Source organism: Vibrio sp. Vb1337 (assembly GCF_033338715.1).
Taxonomy (GTDB): Bacteria; Pseudomonadota; Gammaproteobacteria; order Enterobacterales; family Vibrionaceae; genus Vibrio; species Vibrio alginolyticus.
Genome location: NZ_JAWOTD010000022.1, coordinates 25,215 through 41,823, shown reverse-complemented (window position 1 = coordinate 41,823; position 16,609 = coordinate 25,215). Strand labels below are relative to the sequence as shown.

Genomic DNA, 16,609 nt, shown 5'->3' with positions numbered 1-16,609 from the left:
TAGAGGAAATCAACGGTGATCAAATTTCAGCAAGTAAGCAAAGCTTACCGAGGTGGTCGACAAGCACTGCAAAAAGTCGATTTTCACCTGAGGCGCGGTGAAATGGCGTTTTTAGGCGGACATTCCGGGGCTGGTAAAAGTACCTTGCTGAAATTGATCTGCGCGATAGAGCGACCAACCGATGGCAAAATCCATTTTAATGGCCACGACATCACGCGTATTCCAGGCAAAGACATCCCTTTTTTGCGCCGCAATATTGGGATTGTTTTTCAAGATCATCGCCTATTGATGGATCGCAGTGTGTACGACAATGTCGCTCTGCCAATGCGTATCGAATCGATTTCTGAAAACGAAATCAAACGACGTGTTTCTGCGGCGTTAGATAAAACGGGCTTACTCGATAAAGCTCGTTGTCTACCTAGTCAACTTTCTGGTGGTGAGCAACAGCGCGTCGGTATTGCCCGTGCTGTGGTTAATCGACCAACGTTGCTGGTGGCTGATGAGCCTACGGGTAACCTTGACCCAGAATTATCCAACCGTGTGTTGCGTCTATTCGAAGAATTTAACCGTGCGGGCGTGACAATCTTACTTGCCACGCACGATGTGGGGTTAGTAAACACTCGCCCACAGTATCGTCATTTTGAATTGAACCAAGGCTTCCTAAGTGAGGTAGAAGACTATGGCAGGTAACAAGCACTCCCAAAAGAAGGGGAAAGGCCGTAGTGCCAAGCGTGCGAATACCGATGGTTTTTTCTCTGTCCACGCAAAACAAGCTAAATCCTCTTTTAGCGCCTTATGGCAACGACCACTAGGCAACATTCTGACCCTAGCGGTCATCTCCATGGCACTTGCCATGCCAGCTTGTTTGTATCTATTGGGGAAAAACGTTGCGGGGGCAGCGGAAGATGTCGCTTCTCCTTCACAAGTTAGTGCTTACTTAGTTGAAGGCATGCCGGATGCGCGAGTGATGGTTCTCAAAGATCAAATTGAAACTTGGCCTTTGGTAAAAGAGGTAGAATATATTTCACCGCAACAAGGTCTATCTGATTTAAGCCAATATGCAGGGTTCGACCAAGCTATCAGTCTTTTAAGTGGCTATGCGCTACCTGGTGTGTTGGTGATTACGCCAGATTCGGAGCTAAAAAGTGATATTCAGTCATTAGCCAAAGACGTTCGAGAGCAACAAGATGTGACCGACGTGAGACTTGACGAAGACTGGCTGGCGCGTCTTGATGCCATCAAAACTCTCGCGAGTATTATTGTCATTACCCTGACAGTACTGATGCTCGGTGCGGTATTTTTAATCGTTGGCAATACATTGCGATTTAATGTGCTGGCGAATAAAGAAGAGATTCAAACCATGAAACTGATCGGTGCGACGGACAGTTTTATTCTGCGCCCTTACTTGTACACAGGCATGTGGTTTGGCGTGTTAGGTGCCACTATTGCGTGGTTGGTAACGGCTTTAGTGACCATTGTCATGAATAGTGCGGTGGAAGACCTTGCTGCGTTGTACGATAGCCAGTTCCGCCTGATTGGTCTAAGTTGGGATGAATCTTTGTTATTAATCATCATTGGGAGTCTTTTGGGATGTATTGCGGCGCGTTTTTCTGCGCAACGACATTTAAAAGAAATTGAACCAGTTTAAGTGATGGCGGTCTTATTACTTGGATTTTATTAGCACTAGCTAATTTTGAACCCTTGCTTAGACCAAATGTTTATGGATAATTGCTTCCCCTTCTTGAAACTTGTTCATTTTGAGTTCAAGATATCGAAGCTAAATTGCAATGTAATGCTCCAGATCAGAGATTGATGAGGAATTGAATGACAAAAGAAGCGTATCCGATGGCTCTAGTCACGCAAGATAGCCTTGATAGCTATATTCGCTCAGTAAACAGCTACCCAATGCTGACTGCAGACGAAGAGCGTGAGCTGGCAGAACGATTACACTATAAAGGTGAGATTGAGGCTGCAAAAGGTCTAATTCTTTCGCACCTACGATTCGTTGTTCACGTTGCTCGTGGTTACTCTGGCTACGGTTTGCCGATGGCGGATCTTGTGCAAGAGGGTAACATCGGTCTAATGAAAGCCGTTAAGCGTTTTAACCCAGAAGTAGGGGTTCGCTTGGTTTCTTTTGCTGTCCACTGGATCAAAGCAGAGATCCACGAATACGTGCTACGTAACTGGCGTATCGTGAAAATTGCGACCACTAAAGCGCAACGTAAATTGTTCTTCAACCTGCGTAAGTCGAAAAAGCGCTTGGGTTGGTTTAACAACGGTGAAGTGGAAACCGTTGCGCGCGAGTTAGGTGTTGAGCCTTCTGAAGTTCGCGAGATGGAATCACGCTTAGCGGCGGTGGATTCAACCTTTGATATGCCAACTGATGAAGACGACAGTTCAAACGCTTACACAGCGCCGATGCTATACCTAGAAGACAAATCGTCTGATGTGGCCGACAACATTGAAGCCGCCAACTGGGAAATGCACACCAACAATCGCTTGGGTCATGCATTAGCGAGTTTGGATGAGCGTAGTCAGCGCATCGTGCGTTCTCGTTGGTTAGATGATGAGAAAGCAACATTGCAAGACTTAGCTGATGAGTTCGGTGTTTCTGCCGAGCGTATTCGCCAGCTAGAAAAAAATGCAATGAAGAAACTAAAATTGGCCGTGGGTGAATTTTAATTTCCACTGCTAATTGAAAGTAAGATTTTCATAGAAAGCCGAGATCATGTGATCTCGGCTTTTTTATTGTCGATCGAAAATCGATAGCGTTTGCGATCCGGATTTTATGTGCTACCTGTGTATAACTCTGTGAAGTAATTATTTATCAACTGTTCGAAACCCGGACAAAGTAAGGGATTCAAGCACTTTTCCATCTGGGGATAGTTATAGATATACACACAGTTAGATCAGGATCATCACTACATATTGTGGATCAAAAGATCCAAATACACTTTATCAACGCAATTCACAGCTTTATCCACAAATGGTTGGAATGTGTACACTTTTGAAAACCCTGATTATCCATGTGTCTAAGTTTGCCGTTGGATAGGTTACAATAGCGGCAGTATACCCAAGCAACTTCAAATATGGATTTTATGCTGTACCACGGGTGCTGATTAGTACGTTAGGTTCGAGGTTGCTTGGGTATATTAATAAGACAATGAGAAAGTAAATGGATCAGTTTAAGCATATCGATGTACAAGGTGCGCAAGCGCTGCTCGAGCAGGGTGATGCGAAGCTTGTAGATATCCGTGACCCTCAATCGTTTGCCGTTGCGCATGCGGAGTCCGCGTATCATTTAACTAACGATACGATCGTTGCGTTTATGGATGAAGTGGAGTTCGAACAACCTATTCTAGTGATGTGTTACCACGGCATTAGTAGCCAAGGTGCAGCGCAATATTTGGTTAACCAAGGCTTTGAACAGGTGTACAGTGTAGATGGTGGCTTTGAAGCCTGGCATCGAGCAGAACTACCGATAGTGAGAAGTTAATGAAGAGATTGGTAACGTTAAATAATCCACGTATGGCGCAAGCCTTTATTGATTATATGGCCTCTCGCCAAATTGACATCGAAATGATGCCAGAAGGAGATGGGCAGTTTGCGCTGTGGCTGACTGATAGCCAGCATGAAATAGAAGCGGAAGCCGAACTTAAGCAGTTCCTTGCTAATCCGTCTGATTCAAAATACAGCGCAGCCTCGTGGGACGTTGCCGATACTCGTAAGAGCACATTTCATTATTCCAGCCCGAGTATCATAAGCATGGTCAAAGCGAAAGCTGGCCCCATGACTTTGCTGATCATGACAGTCTGTATCATCATCTACTTGTTACAAATGTTTGGCTTTGGCAATGGCGTGTTTAAGTTGTTGCACTTCCCGGCTTTTGAGGGGCAACAATGGCAAGTGTGGCGATGGCTAAGTCATGCGTTACTGCACTTTTCAGTAACTCACATCGTGTTTAACTTACTATGGTGGTGGCAGTTGGGTGGCGACATCGAACGTCGTCTCGGTTCCGGTAAGCTATTGCAACTCTTTGTGGTGTCGGCAGCGCTTTCAGGGGCAGGCCAGTTCTATGTTGAAGGGGCTAACTTCGGCGGCTTGTCTGGCGTGGTCTATGCACTGCTTGGTTATTTGTGGATACTGGGTTACCGCTTGCCACATTTAGGCCTTACGCTACCCAAGCCAATCATCGTCTTTATGTTGGTATGGTTAGTTCTTGGTTTTGTGCAGCCATTTATGGCGATTGCAAACACCGCTCACTTAGTTGGGCTACTGTCGGGGATGGCGATTGCGCTGTTTGATTCAGGCAAGATGAAATACCAACAGCAAGCCTAAAGCAGATGAAATGAAAAGACCGCTCAAGAGCGGTCTTTTTTATGTTCAAAACGGATTTGGGTTTATTGATAAAGGTATTTTGTAAACAACAAATCGGCAATGATGGTTTTACCTGTTTCAGGCAAAAGCGTTTCGTTGAGGGTCGTCACTAAAGTTTTGCGCAGATCTTCTCGGCCAGAAAGGGACTTAATCGTATCTTCTGTTTGCTTACCCAATAATTCAATCACTGCATCGCGAATCAAAGGTTGGTGATGCTCAACAACTGATAAATCTTGTTGACTCATTACCATGATGTCGATGCGCACTTGCACATAACCTAACTTTTTGCCTTTGGTGTAAAAGTTAGTAGTGAGATCAGGCTCTAGGGTAAAGTATGCCAACTTAGGTCCAGCTTCTTCCGTTTCAGCCCAACTTGGTGCGGCGAATAGTATGGTTAACGCAAAAATAATTTGGGCTATATAACGTTTGTACATATTTCTAACTTTTCTTTCTCTGGATCGCGATATTCGAATCGCTTCAGTCTTGATACAATGGGCCGTCTATAACAAATAACGGAACTTACGGTTACATACATTACTATGGACGGTAAGTTGTTGCTTTATTGTACGCATAAAGCCTCCAATTGAATACTAGTATGAATCAGCCAACATCACTCTATCTTGCTTCTTTATTGGAAGTAGAGTGGCAAAACCCCGAAGAATTCGAATTTCCAAATGAATTTGCCAAGCATTGGCTTGAAGAGCAAGGGTCTTTGTCACGTCGTTTAAAACAGCACTGCCAAGCGTTAACGGTAGAATTGCTACAAAATCAGATCGTCACTGCAGCGACATTAAAACAGGACGAAAGCCAGTTATTGTCCGAACAAGATTGCTTACTGAGAGAGGTAATTTTGTGCGGTGACAATAATAACTGGGTTATTGGGCGGACATTGATTCCTCGCTCAACCTTAGTTGATCAGCAGTATGATTTGGCTCAACAAGGGGATATCCCATTAGGATTAACAGTGTTCAGCGCAGATAACGTTGAGCGAGACTCTTTACAAATGGGATGGGTAGCCGTACCAGAAGGACGTTTGTTAGCGCGACGCTCAAGGTTGTGGATGAATCACAAACCGATGCTAGTCGCCGAGTTATTCTTATCTAATTCACCAGTTTACGCTAAGGAGACAGTGTAAATGTCCGCAGAAAAAGCCAAAGCATATTGGCAACTGATGCGCATGGATCGCCCGATTGGTTCACTGTTACTGATGTGGCCAACGATTTGGGCGCTAATTATCTCAGCCCAAGGGATGCCAAGTTGGGATGTATTCATCGTGTTTGTATTGGGTGTTTTCCTAATGCGTAGTGCGGGGTGCGTGATTAATGATTTTGCAGATCGCAAAGTCGACGGCCATGTAAAGCGTACTAAGCAACGTCCACTGCCATCAGGGAAAGTGACAGCAAAAGAAGCGATTGGATTATTTTTGGTTTTGGGTATCAGCTCGTTTTTGTTAGTGCTGACCATGAACCCGCTGACGATTCAGCTATCCTTCGCTGGCATTGTGTTGGCGTTCATCTATCCATTTATGAAGCGTTACACTCATATTCCACAGCTATTTTTAGGCTTGGCTTTTAGCTGGGCGATTCCAATGGCGTGGGCTGCACAAACTGGGGAATTACCATTGATTGTTTGGTTTTTGTTCCTCATTAACGCTTTGTGGACCATTGCGTACGACACTCAATATGCGATGGTAGACCGAGATGATGATCTAAAGATTGGCATTAAATCGACGGCAATTCTGTTTGGTCGTCATGACAAGCTTATTATTGGTGTGTTGCAACTGATTACACTCGCGATGTTGGTTTGGTTAGGGCAGTTCTACCAATTGGGACAAAGTTACTACTGGACCCTTTTGATTGCAGCGTCGTTGTTTGTTTATCAGCAGCACTTAATTCGTCACCGTGAGCGTGAGTTGTGCTTTAAGGCTTTCCTTAACAACAATTATGTTGGCATGGTGATAGCGATAGGGTTACTGGTCGCATTTTGGTAAGCGAAGAAATAGAAAAAGGCATCCGATTGGATGCCTTTTTCTTATTGAAAGAAGATAAAACGGTTACGACCGAAGTTGGTGAATACTCTCTTCGATCGTCAGTTTCACTTCTGGATAAAGCAGAGTGAACAGTAGTCGTGCAAATTGCTGCGTTTTCTTCGTGTCACAGTTACCATCGTTATCGAGGTATTTTTGCTGTTTGAGCGTATTGAACATCGCGGTAAACACACCTTTATCGAAGAATTCTGGCGCATTAATACCGTGCAAACGCCCTAGGCGCTGAGCAATATCTTGGCTCTTCTGCTCTAGGTCCGATTTACCGAGTTCAGGGTAAGCAACAAGCAAGTTCATCGCGATAGAGTAGCGTTGCAGCGTTTCAGTTATCGTGCGACCTAACAGAACCAAAGGCTGGTTGTTCGACTGATTGATCTCTAGCTTATCACCATCCAGACTAATCATTTTCTGATCGGCAAATTCATGCAGTGTTTTAACGACCAATTCATCTAACTCGTCTTCTTGGTAACTTAAGAACAGCTCTTTCTTCAAGAATGGGTAGATTTGCGCGACATTCGCTTGAATCTTGGCTACCGAAAGGTTGCGCTGACGAATGAGCATTTGGGCAATTAATGACGGCAGAGCGAACAAGTGAATGATGTTGTTGCGATAGTAAGTCATCAGGATCGATTGGCTACGGTCCAGCGAAATGATGTCACCCATGCTATCGGTTTCAATCACGAACTTATCAAGCGAAATTGCATGATCGACCAACTCCTCAGCACTTTCGGTAGGGATAGTGGAGGTGCTTGAGTACGGATTATTTTTGAGTAGCTTTAAGTAACACTCGATCTGGTTGATCAGCGAGTCACGAGAAAGTGCACGTTGACGAGAAGCAAGCAGTGCGGTTGCACACAAGGTCAACGCGTTTGCCGCCGCCGCATCATTGATGTGCGTCATCATCTTATTAGCGAGGTCGTTCACCACAGGATTCATCCATTGTGGTTTGTTACCACCCATGCTGTCGATGTCTTTCGTCCACTCAGGAGCATGCTCGTTCAAGTATTGGTTGAGCTGAATTGGCTCACCGAAGTTCACATAGCCCAAACCAAAGTTACGCAGTTTACGCAGAGTACGCAGTACAAGCCCTGCGTTTTCTTTCTCTTTGCGTTTGCCACGCAGCTCTTTCGCGTAAGTGCCTACTTCCATTACGTGCTCGTAACCGATGTAGACCGGCACTAGTGTTACTGGGCGGTTTAGACCACGTAGCATTGCTTGGATGGTCATAGCCAGCATACCCGTTTTCGCTTGCAGTAAGCGACCTGTACGTGAACGACCACCCTCACTGAAGTACTCGACTGAATAGCCTTTGGCAAACAGCTCAGCTAGATACTCACGGAAAATGGTTGAGTACAGTTTGTTGCCTTTAAAACTACGACGAATAAAGAACGCCCCACCACGACGGAAAAGCGGACCGGCCGGGAAGAAGTTCAAGTTAATGCCTGCCGCAATGTGCGGAGGCACCATGCCTTCATGGTATAAAACATAAGACAACAGCAGGTAGTCCATGTGACTACGGTGACACGGAACGTACACAATTTCGTGGCCGTCTTGCGCTAAACGACGCACAGTCGAGGCGTTATTGATGTGCAAACCTTGGTATAGTTTTGTCCATAACCAACTCAGGATGCGGTCGCCGTTTTTCACCAGACTGTAGGAGAAGTCGGCGGCGATTTCATCCATGATGTCGTGGGCTTCTTTACGTGCCTTATCAATCGAGATGTTTTTGCTCTTGGCTTCGTCAGCAATCGCCAGTTCAATAGCTGGAGATTTTAGTAAACGAGCAAACAACACTTGTCGTTGTGGCAGGTTTGGGCCTGAAGCAGCCAGTTTCTGGCGTGAGAAGTGGATACGCGCCACGCGAGCCAGTTTGTGCGCAATTGCGCTGTCGGTACCGTGAGAGTCTGCCATATAACGCAGAGATACCACAGGACTAAAGCGAACTAAGCAGTCGCGTCCCGCCGCCATTACCGCTTTGGCTTTTTGCGGACCATTCATCGGTTGAAGGTAAGGCTTTTGGTTCTCTTCTTTACCTGGCTTACGACCCCAAAGCACGGTTGCAGGGATCATTTGAACATCCAACTCACTATCCAGCTTGTGCAGTTCCAGTAAGTCAGTGAACAGAGAGACAGAATCTGTTGGGACATCATTATCGTTGTTCATCACAGTTGGACGCGCAGCGATAAAGACGAAACGGTTCAGCGTTTTGCCATTGATTTCCAGCGGGCTGAGCGGGTCGGGTAGACCAAGGCTCATGGCTTGTTTTTGCAGTGTCAGCAAATCCACGTTCGAGCGGAACGGCAGGGCATATACAATCGGTTTAGTTAGGTCGATGTTCAGATCTTCAATCGGGTTCGACGGGATTGTGGTGCCCTTTACCAGTACCGATAAAGGTAGTTTTAGTAATGAACGTGAAAATGATTGTCCAGAAGACATAAAGTTCACAGCCTCAATAGGTATTCAAACAGGCCTAACCTTATTTCAGTTTCCGCTTTGCATGTCTTCTCTATAAAAAGAGATGAGTACGGCAATAGAAATAAGCCTAGGCGATAAAATTTAAGCGCTGCAAGGATACCAGAAACTGGTCAAACCTTTTAATTTTATTGGCTGTAAATTAGTCGAACCCCTAAGTTATTGCTTTGACTTGATTAACTGAAAAGTCGGTGTTTTAAACGAATAAAGAATGAACTTAATCGGTAAGCTGAAAGCTCCCCACAAATAAATTAAAAAACAACCAATTGGGTTTTCATTTGAGCATTTACTGGATATACTCACAGTTAACTGTATAAAAAGACAGGTGAGACATGAAGCCGTTAACGCCACGCCAACAACAAGTCTTCGATTTGATTAAAAGTAAAATCGATGACACCGGAATGCCACCAACTCGTGCAGAGATTGCGCGTGAGCTTGGCTTCCGCTCTGCGAATGCCGCAGAGGAACACCTAAAAGCGCTTGCTCGTAAGCAAGCAATTGAAATTATTCCAGGCGCTTCTCGTGGGATTCGTATCCTGCTTGAAGACGCAGCCAATGATGAGCAGGGTTTGCCTTTGATTGGTCAAGTCGCAGCGGGTGAGCCAATCTTGGCTCAAGAGCACGTAGAGGCGCACTACCAAGTCGATCCTGCGATGTTCAAACCGCAAGCGGATTTCTTACTTCGTGTAAATGGCGAGAGTATGAAAGACATCGGGATTATGGATGGCGATTTGCTCGCGGTGCATAAAACCCAAGACGTGAGAGACGGTCAAGTTGTCGTTGCGCGTGTTGATGATGATGTGACTGTGAAGCGTTTGGAGCGCAAAGGTTCAACCATATTACTGCATGCTGAGAATGAAGAGTTTGCCCCAATTCAAGTGGACTTAACGTCTCAGCACCTTACGATTGAAGGCTTAGCCGTTGGTATTATTCGCAATACCGATTGGATGTAAGTGTGTTTAAGCAGCCCAGTTGATCTGGGCTGTCTTTTCTCTTCTTTTCTCTTTTTCTACTTCCTCCAAAAGCTTGATCATCATCTTGACCTTGTTTGTTTTGACCAATTTATAAGCTTGATAATGTAATTGATATTCATTATCATCTATTTCAATGTCTATGTTTTCTCTCTGGCGCAGGAAATGCCCATGTCTCAGTCTAAACATCAAGTTCCTAACCATTTATTAAAGCCACTGTTATTGCGTAGCCGTGAAAGCATGGTCGACAATGGCTTGGTGTACGATCCGATAGCTGCTAAAGCGTGTTTGAGCTGTAAGATGGCGCCGGATTGTTTGAGTGGTGATATTGCGCAGAAGCAATTGCTGCACGTGACGCTGACTCAGCTTTGTGACCAGCAGGTTAGTCACTTCTTACAGCAGTATCCCGATGCTTGGATAATCAATGTCGGAGCGGGGCTGGATACCCGCTTTTATCGCTTGGATAATGGACGCTGCCATTGGATAGAGCTGGATGTGACGGAAAATTTGGTATGGCGTCAGCGCTTGTTCCACAAAAATGAACGCTATGAACATCGCTGTGGCAGTGTGGATAAAATGTCGTGGCTAGAGACGTTAGCCATTCCAGAGCAAGCACCGGTGCTCATTTTATGTGAAATGGCACTGCTCGATTGCACAGAGCGTCAAGTCGCGAAATTTATTCAAACCTTGGGTCGACATTTTGTTTCTGCTGAACTATGTATGGTGCTGGCAGGAGATTTAACGGAAACCAAGTGGGGGCAAAAGCTTGGCTCTGATCGTTATGCTCATGGCTTTGAAGCGCCTGCAGCACAGATATTGCAATGGTTACCATGGGCACAGTGGGTGAAAGCTTTCTCGCCATTCGATAGATTCTGTTCTCGTTGGAAAGCTTGGCAGCGTTGGCTTAATAAGATTCCAATGTTGAAGCATCGCCTCACGCCAGTCCTCGTTCACATCAAGTGGTAATTGGCTAGTCGTTAAGCGCTCAGGTACACTCGTCGATCTTACTGATGAGGTGCCTGTGACAAATTCAATCTTCTCTCCTTTATCTAACCCAAAAGTTCATCGCCAAGTCTTAGCTTTAGCGATACCTATGGTGCTGTCGAATATTACTGTTCCATTGCTCGGTTTGGTCGATGCTGCGGTGATTGGTCATCTAGACCACGCTTGGTATTTGGGTGGTGTTGCGTTGGGCAGCACCATGATCAGCGTGACGTTTTGGCTGCTTGGTTTTTTGCGTATGTCGACTACTGGGTTGGCGGCGCAGTCCTATGGCGGTGAAGACCGAAAGCAACTTGCCTTGGTGTTTATGCAAGGCTCACTTATGGCGCTGCTGTTTGCGTTAGTCTTCCTTATTGCCCATAACCCGATTGCTGATTTGATCTTTGGCTGGAGTGACGCCAGCGCAGAGGTAAAACACTACGGCATGCAATATTTCTCTATCCGTGTGTGGAGTGCCCCCGCAGCGCTAATGAACTTTGTGTTGTTGGGGTGGCTGCTCGGAACGCAAAATTCCAAAGCACCAATGTGGATGGTGATCATCACCAACGTGACTAATATTGCCCTCGATTTGTTGTTTGTGATTGGTTTGGGGTGGAAAGTAGAAGGCGCTGCGCTGGCATCAGTGATTGCTGACTACTCAGGCATGGGTTTTGGTCTCATGTGTGTCTGGAAAACCTGGCGAGAGAGACAATTACCATCACCTCAAAAGTTGCTAGCCAGCACTCAACATGGTTTAGGGCGCTTCGTGAAATTGAATCGCGATATTTTCTTGCGCTCTTTGTGTCTGCAAGCGGCTTTTAGCTTTATGACGTTCCAAGGCGCGAGCTTTGGTGATGAGGTTGTCGCTGCAAATGCGGTTCTGATGAGCTTCCTGATGATTATCTCGTATGGCATGGATGGCTTTGCTTATGCAATGGAGGCCATGGTCGGGAAGGCGATTGGTGCCAAAGATAGGCAACAATTGAGTGCATCGCTTGTCGGCACTTTCTTTTGGAGTTTGGTTATTTGCTTAGGACTGACCGCGCTCTTTGGTTTGGCGGGATCGGAGTTGATCGCCATGATCACTTCAATTGAGACGGTACAACAGCAAGCAGCGGTGTATCTACCTTGGCTGGTGGTGATGCCACTTGCGTCGATGTGGTGCTTTCTATTGGATGGCATTTTTGTCGGTGCAACCAAAGGCAAAGACATGCGCAATAGTATGTTTGTCGCGACCAGCAGTTTCTTCGTTGTCTTTTACTTATTCGCCGAGTGGGAAAATCACGCGCTGTGGTTTGCAATGACGAGCTTTATGTTGATGCGGGGTATTGGTTTAGGGGTTATCTTTCTCTACCAATGGCACAAGGATACCTTCCTAGCACAATGTTGATATAAAAACAGCAGGTCCAAGCCTGCTGTTTTTCTGTCTGCTATCAAGAAGCATAGATTAGAACAAGCGGTTCAAACCATTCAACGCAGCGACACGATACGCTTCGGCCATTGTTGGATAGTTGAAGGTGGTATTGACGAAATACTCGATGGTATTCGCTGAGCCTTTTTGCTCCATAATGGCTTGACCGATGTGGATAATTTCCGCGGCACGTTCGCCAAAACAGTGAATCCCTAAAATTTCTTTGGTTTCACGATGGAACAATATCTTCAAGCTACCGATGTCTTTTCCTGCGATCTGTGCACGAGCTAGATGCTTGAACGAAGAGCGTCCTACTTCATACGGTACTTTCGCAGCTGTTAGCTCTTGCTCGGTTTTACCCACAGAGCTAATCTCTGGGATGGTGTAGATACCCGTTGGAATATCATCAATCAGATAGTTTTCTGCCTGACCTTTCGTAATGGCTTGTGCGACAAATCGCCCTTGGTCATAAGCGGCGCTTGCAAGGCTAGGGTAACCGATGACATCGCCTACAGCGTAAATGTGTTCAATATCGGTTTGGTAGTTACGGTTTACTTTTAGTTGTCCGCGAGAGTCCGCTTCCAGACCCACTGCACCCAAATTCAACTTATCGGTGTTACCTGTTCGACCATTCGCATACAACAAGCAGTCAGCCTTCATCTTCTTGCCAGATTGTAGGTGAATAATCACACCATCTTCTGTGCCTTCGATTTTTTCATAGGTCTCATCATTACGAATTACCACACCGCTGTTCCAGAAGTGGTAAGACAGCGCATCTGACACTTCGTTATCCAAAAACTCCAACAAGCGGTCGCGGGTATTGATAAGGTCGGTTTTCACTCCAAGGCCGCGGAAGATAGAAGCGTATTCACAACCGATAACGCCCGCACCGTAAATGATGATATGGCGAGGGTCGTGTTTCAGGCTCAAAATGGAATCACTGTCGTAGATGCGCTCATGCAAGAAATCTACGTCGTTAGGCTGATACGGGCGAGAACCCGTCGCGATGACAAACTTATCCGCAGAATAGATTTCTTCTGTACCGTCGCTTTGCATCACTGCAATTGAGTAGTTATCGATAAATCGCGCGGTTCCGAACAAAAGTGTGCATGAGTTACGGTCATAAAAGCCCTGACGAAGTCGAGTTTGCTTATCAATGACCGATTTAGCATGACCTAAAATGTCAGAAAATGTTGCATGAACGCTGGTGTTGTTTCGACAAAATAGCGGGTTGCTATTAAATTCGATGATGCGGCTAACGGCATGACGCAGTGCTTTTGATGGAATGGTACCCCAGTGAGTACAACCGCCGCCGACACTGCTTTCTTTCTCGACAATGGCAACATTCAGTCCCGCTTTGGTTAATCCCATTGCAGCCCCTTCTCCGCCAGGGCCACTACCGATTACGATCACGTCATAGTGATTAACATGCGCCATGATGCCTTCCTTGTTATATTTGCTTAACATTGCTTTAGCGCGATTTTAACTCATTTACTCTATTGGTACACGTAATGCCTGTTAGAGAGTGGAAGTGATCACGCAGAATCGAACAAAAGGATGATTTGGTATGTTGTATGTCTATAAATTGCATCGAGAACATTGCAATTAGATGCATGCCAATAGTAACGTTCTCGGCGCTCAGAGCGAGCGAAGCAACATATCTTTCTCCGTAGGAGCAAATTGCGTTATATTGAGGCTCTTGTACCCTACAGAAAAAGAGCAAGTTAAGAATGAAATCGATGGGAATCCGCGCACAACAAAAAGAGAAGACACGTCGATCATTGATCGATGCGGCATTTAGTCAATTAAGTGCGGATCGCAGCTTTTCCAGCCTTAGCTTGCGAGAAGTCGCCCGAGAGGCAGGGATTGCACCGACTTCTTTTTACCGTCACTTCAAAGATATGGATGAGCTAGGCTTAACCATGGTTGATGAAGGCGGTTTGCTACTACGCCAACTGATGCGTCAGGCGCGTCAACGTATTGTGAAAGAAGGTAGCGTAATTCGTACCTCGGTCGAAACCTTTATGGAATTCATTGAAAGTAGTCCGAACGTTTTTCGTTTGTTGTTGCGTGAGCGCTCCGGCACTTCTGCTGAATTTCGTACCGCTGTTGCTCGAGAAATCCAGCATTTTGCGGCAGAATTAACCGAGTATTTAATGAGCACCGGCGTGACCAGAGAAGAGGCGTATACTCAAGCAGAAGCGTCTGTGACTTTGGTTTTCAGTTCGGGGGCTGAAGCTTTAGATTTAGATCGACGTGAGCGCGATGAACTCGCCGAGCGATTGATCATGCAATTGCGAATGATAGCCAAAGGGGCCTATTGGTATCGCAAAGAACGTGAACGTAACCGATTAAAAGGCGGGATAGAATAATGTCGAATGGAAATAAATCTGAAAAGAAAACGCTGATTTTGGCACTGGTTGCAGGTATGTGTGGTGATGCTTTGTTGTCATGGTTGACCATGAGTGAAGTATCGTTTTCAATCTTCCCATTGATTGCACTCGTACTGGCTGTACAAGCTCTTTACCAAGAGTACCTAAATAATCCGGTATCAGAAGATATCCCATTAGTTGGCTTGGCGTGTTTCTTCGTAGGTGCGTTTGGTCACTCTGCGTTTATTAAAGCGCAATACCCAGAAGCAGGCTCAAACTTCTTTGCGATCATGGTTTCAATGATCTTACTCGCATGGATTGGTAAGAAGCTAGGTTTTGTCAGCAAGAAGACTTCTGCGGAATAAGCAAAACGAATCAAATTAAAAAGCGAGCCATTGAGCTCGCTTTTTTTGTATTTGACGCGGTGGGTTACGCTTTGCGTTCCAATAGCACGCCCGCTTCCATGTGGTGGGTAAATCGAACTCTGAATCTTGTGGCGTCTTCTAAAATCCAGGTCTGTATTTTAATTTATTGTTTTTATTTGAATTTTAATTGTTGATTGTCCAGGGGTGTCTTTAGCCGTACAATGAAAACTCGTCTTTCCCCGTACCCCACGCCGTACCCAGAGCCGTACCCAGAAATGCAGAGGTTTTTAAACCATGACCAAGCGAATTAGCACCAATGCCACGTTGCAATCATTGAAAGCACAAAACAAAGAATACTTAGTTCCAGATAAGAAAATTGAAGGATTGAATATTCGTGTTCGCCCAACGGGCACTATGACTTGGATCTTTCGCTTTCAGGTTGGCAAAAAACACGAAAAAATCACTATGGGGCGGTATGTTAAGTTGAAACCGGAAACGGGGATGACACTTGAACAGGCTCGAACAGAAGCGGGGCGTTACCGCAGTTGGCTGGAAAATAATAAGAATCCGAAGCTGGAACTAGCGCGAGAGCAGCGCGAGCAAGAGGAAGCGAAAACCTTTGACGATGCTTTTGCCAGTTTTGATGAAAAGCGTTTATCTAAGCAGCTGCGGGGAGAACAGGCGAGGGCAACCTACACCCGCGATATCAAACCGTTTCTAGGTCACATCAAACTAGAAGAGTTGAGAATTCATGATCTCAATAAAGTGTTTGATGCCAAGGTTGATGAGAGTGGAAAAAGAAAGGCGGGTGCGATTAGTGCATGCCATAGAATAATCAATCAGGTGCTCAACCATGCGCTAGCTTTGAATATGCTCGGCGCTCACCCTGCACCACATTTGAAATCCAAGGATGTCGGTGGTGGCTCTAAGGTCACAAAACGCAATTTGAGCTTTTCAGAGTTGAAGACTTTGCTAACCAGTTTGCCTTCTTGGCGTACAGAGCCCTCAAACGTCCGTTTAATGCAGTTTTTGATCGGGTGTGGGCAACGTATTAGTGCCGTGCTTGAAATGCGCTGGAGTGAGGTAGATTTGCAAGAGAAGGTATGGTTGTTACCTGCCAGTTCAGAGGATCGTCACACCAAAAGCCAGGAGAGCCGAAAAGTGCCATTAAGTGATTACCTGCTGGCACTTCTTAAAGAGCAGCGTGAGAGCGTACCTAGTAAATGGAAACTTGTTTGGCCTCAGCTTTTGGCCGATAAGGTTCAAGAACCCGCAGCAGTACGCGCGCTAATCAAACGTAATTTACCGGATGATTTTGAACGTTTCTCACCACACGATCTGCGCCGTACGTTTATCAGCCGTTGCAGCGAAATGGGGCTAGATATCGTGGCGATCGAAAAAACGGTTGGCCACCAGCTACCAGGCATGTTGCGGGTATACAACCATCATGATTACCTTGAAGAGCAGTTAGTGGTACTGCAAGCGTGGGGCGAGAAGTTGCAAGCTCTGACGGTTGCCAACGTAGTGCCGTTGTCTGCGTCGAAATCGGCATAGCAATATGGCACAAAAAATAAAAAAGAACGGGAGCATCAAGCTCCCGGCTATTATGTGTAAAT

General features: G+C 45.8%; 17 protein-coding genes. 13 read left to right on the top strand and 4 right to left on the bottom strand.

Annotated features, from left to right (window positions below; genetic code table 11):
- The first annotated feature begins 15 nt into the window (after nucleotides 1-15).
- The 5 genes from ftsE to glpG all read left to right on the top strand — a co-directional run bounded on the left by ftsE (nucleotide 16) and on the right by glpG (nucleotide 4,338).
- Nucleotides 16-690 (top strand): cell division ATP-binding protein FtsE, encoded by a 675-nt coding sequence (gene ftsE / locus R7E42_RS19775; protein WP_005378697.1) that lies wholly within the window; start codon nucleotides 16-18, stop codon nucleotides 688-690.
- A complete protein-coding gene (ftsX, locus tag R7E42_RS19770) occupies nucleotides 680-1,648 on the top strand; it encodes a permease-like cell division protein FtsX (RefSeq protein WP_005378695.1) in 969 nt (322 codons plus the stop codon). Before ftsE ends, ftsX begins: the two co-directional genes overlap by 11 nt.
- A 176-nt stretch (nucleotides 1,649-1,824) precedes the next feature.
- Nucleotides 1,825-2,682 (top strand): RNA polymerase sigma factor RpoH, encoded by an 858-nt coding sequence (gene rpoH, locus R7E42_RS19765; RefSeq protein ID WP_005378693.1) that lies wholly within the window; start codon nucleotides 1,825-1,827, stop codon nucleotides 2,680-2,682.
- Between the two features lie 493 nt (nucleotides 2,683-3,175).
- On the top strand, nucleotides 3,176-3,496 hold the full coding sequence (gene glpE / locus R7E42_RS19760; protein ID WP_005378691.1) for a thiosulfate sulfurtransferase GlpE: 321 nt from the start codon (nucleotides 3,176-3,178) through the stop codon (nucleotides 3,494-3,496).
- Nucleotides 3,496-4,338: a rhomboid family intramembrane serine protease GlpG gene (gene glpG, locus R7E42_RS19755; RefSeq protein ID WP_017821294.1), complete on the top strand. Its 843-nt coding sequence runs from the start codon at nucleotides 3,496-3,498 to the stop codon at nucleotides 4,336-4,338. Before glpE ends, glpG begins: the two co-directional genes overlap by 1 nt.
- Before the next feature lie 62 nt (nucleotides 4,339-4,400).
- Here glpG and R7E42_RS19750 read toward each other — a convergent pair whose 3' ends face one another.
- Nucleotides 4,401-4,811 carry a flagellar basal body-associated protein FliL gene (locus R7E42_RS19750; RefSeq protein WP_005378687.1) on the bottom strand — a complete coding sequence of 137 codons (411 nt, stop codon included), beginning with the start codon at nucleotides 4,809-4,811 and terminating at the stop codon, nucleotides 4,401-4,403.
- 161 nt (nucleotides 4,812-4,972) lie between these two features.
- Here R7E42_RS19750 and R7E42_RS19745 point away from each other — a divergent pair, with 161 nt between their 5' ends.
- Both R7E42_RS19745 and ubiA read left to right on the top strand, forming a co-directional pair.
- Complete coding sequence (locus R7E42_RS19745) at nucleotides 4,973-5,512, top strand: chorismate lyase (RefSeq protein WP_005378686.1); 540 nt, start codon at nucleotides 4,973-4,975, stop codon at nucleotides 5,510-5,512.
- A complete protein-coding gene (gene ubiA / locus R7E42_RS19740; protein WP_005378684.1) occupies nucleotides 5,513-6,367 on the top strand; it encodes a 4-hydroxybenzoate octaprenyltransferase in 855 nt (284 codons plus the stop codon).
- A 63-nt stretch (nucleotides 6,368-6,430) separates the two neighbouring features.
- Here ubiA and plsB read toward each other — a convergent pair whose 3' ends face one another.
- Complete coding sequence (gene plsB / locus R7E42_RS19735) at nucleotides 6,431-8,857, bottom strand: glycerol-3-phosphate 1-O-acyltransferase PlsB (RefSeq protein WP_053307422.1); 2,427 nt, start codon at nucleotides 8,855-8,857, stop codon at nucleotides 6,431-6,433.
- 368 nt (nucleotides 8,858-9,225) lie between these two features.
- Between plsB and lexA the strand changes: the two genes are divergently transcribed.
- Nucleotides 9,226-9,846, top strand: coding sequence for a transcriptional repressor LexA (gene lexA, locus R7E42_RS19730; protein ID WP_005378682.1), 621 nt, complete (start codon nucleotides 9,226-9,228; stop codon nucleotides 9,844-9,846).
- A gap of 6 nt (nucleotides 9,847-9,852) precedes the next feature.
- Here the strand turns inward: lexA and R7E42_RS19725 are convergent, their stop codons facing one another.
- The gene (locus R7E42_RS19725; RefSeq protein WP_318071179.1) at nucleotides 9,853-10,053 is read right to left on the bottom strand and encodes a hypothetical protein; all 201 of its coding nucleotides are present in this window, start codon (nucleotides 10,051-10,053) and stop codon (nucleotides 9,853-9,855) included.
- Here R7E42_RS19725 and R7E42_RS19720 point away from each other — a divergent pair.
- Nucleotides 10,036-10,830, top strand: coding sequence for a class I SAM-dependent methyltransferase (locus R7E42_RS19720; protein WP_318071180.1), 795 nt, complete (start codon nucleotides 10,036-10,038; stop codon nucleotides 10,828-10,830). The two genes, R7E42_RS19725 and R7E42_RS19720, sit on opposite strands and share 18 nt — an antisense overlap.
- A 55-nt stretch (nucleotides 10,831-10,885) precedes the next feature.
- Nucleotides 10,886-12,235 carry an MATE family efflux transporter DinF gene (gene dinF / locus R7E42_RS19715; RefSeq protein WP_213868978.1) on the top strand — a complete coding sequence of 450 codons (1,350 nt, stop codon included), beginning with the start codon at nucleotides 10,886-10,888 and terminating at the stop codon, nucleotides 12,233-12,235.
- A gap of 57 nt (nucleotides 12,236-12,292) precedes the next feature.
- On the opposite strand, the gene sthA is transcribed toward dinF, so the two are convergent.
- Complete coding sequence (gene sthA, locus R7E42_RS19710) at nucleotides 12,293-13,723, bottom strand: Si-specific NAD(P)(+) transhydrogenase (RefSeq protein ID WP_005389689.1); 1,431 nt, start codon at nucleotides 13,721-13,723, stop codon at nucleotides 12,293-12,295.
- 263 nt (nucleotides 13,724-13,986) lie between these two features.
- Here sthA and fabR point away from each other — a divergent pair, with 263 nt between their 5' ends.
- The 3 genes from fabR (at nucleotide 13,987) to R7E42_RS19695 (ending at nucleotide 16,547) form a co-directional block, all read left to right on the top strand.
- On the top strand, nucleotides 13,987-14,628 hold the full coding sequence (gene fabR, locus R7E42_RS19705; RefSeq protein ID WP_005378632.1) for an HTH-type transcriptional repressor FabR: 642 nt from the start codon (nucleotides 13,987-13,989) through the stop codon (nucleotides 14,626-14,628).
- On the top strand, nucleotides 14,628-14,993 hold the full coding sequence (locus R7E42_RS19700) for a YijD family membrane protein (RefSeq protein WP_005378634.1): 366 nt from the start codon (nucleotides 14,628-14,630) through the stop codon (nucleotides 14,991-14,993). Before fabR ends, R7E42_RS19700 begins: the two co-directional genes overlap by 1 nt.
- A 294-nt stretch (nucleotides 14,994-15,287) precedes the next feature.
- The gene (locus R7E42_RS19695) at nucleotides 15,288-16,547 is read left to right on the top strand and encodes a tyrosine-type recombinase/integrase (protein ID WP_318072937.1); all 1,260 of its coding nucleotides are present in this window, start codon (nucleotides 15,288-15,290) and stop codon (nucleotides 16,545-16,547) included.
- The last annotated feature ends 62 nt before the right edge of the window (nucleotides 16,548-16,609 follow it).

Coding starts and splice junctions, on each gene's coding strand:
- plsB (WP_053307422.1), bottom strand. CDS start 8,857: ATGTCTTCTGGACAATCATTTTCACGTTCATTACTAAAACTACCTTTA.
- ftsX (WP_005378695.1), top strand. CDS start 680: ATGGCAGGTAACAAGCACTCCCAAAAGAAGGGGAAAGGCCGTAGTGCC.
- R7E42_RS19745 (WP_005378686.1), top strand. CDS start 4,973: ATGAATCAGCCAACATCACTCTATCTTGCTTCTTTATTGGAAGTAGAG.
- rpoH (WP_005378693.1), top strand. CDS start 1,825: ATGACAAAAGAAGCGTATCCGATGGCTCTAGTCACGCAAGATAGCCTT.
- glpE (WP_005378691.1), top strand. CDS start 3,176: ATGGATCAGTTTAAGCATATCGATGTACAAGGTGCGCAAGCGCTGCTC.
- R7E42_RS19750 (WP_005378687.1), bottom strand. CDS start 4,811: ATGTACAAACGTTATATAGCCCAAATTATTTTTGCGTTAACCATACTA.
- R7E42_RS19695 (WP_318072937.1), top strand. CDS start 15,288: ATGACCAAGCGAATTAGCACCAATGCCACGTTGCAATCATTGAAAGCA.
- R7E42_RS19720 (WP_318071180.1), top strand. CDS start 10,036: ATGTCTCAGTCTAAACATCAAGTTCCTAACCATTTATTAAAGCCACTG.
- fabR (WP_005378632.1), top strand. CDS start 13,987: ATGAAATCGATGGGAATCCGCGCACAACAAAAAGAGAAGACACGTCGA.
- glpG (WP_017821294.1), top strand. CDS start 3,496: ATGAAGAGATTGGTAACGTTAAATAATCCACGTATGGCGCAAGCCTTT.
- lexA (WP_005378682.1), top strand. CDS start 9,226: ATGAAGCCGTTAACGCCACGCCAACAACAAGTCTTCGATTTGATTAAA.
- ubiA (WP_005378684.1), top strand. CDS start 5,513: ATGTCCGCAGAAAAAGCCAAAGCATATTGGCAACTGATGCGCATGGAT.
- R7E42_RS19725 (WP_318071179.1), bottom strand. CDS start 10,053: ATGTTTAGACTGAGACATGGGCATTTCCTGCGCCAGAGAGAAAACATA.
- sthA (WP_005389689.1), bottom strand. CDS start 13,723: ATGTTAAGCAAATATAACAAGGAAGGCATCATGGCGCATGTTAATCAC.
- R7E42_RS19700 (WP_005378634.1), top strand. CDS start 14,628: ATGTCGAATGGAAATAAATCTGAAAAGAAAACGCTGATTTTGGCACTG.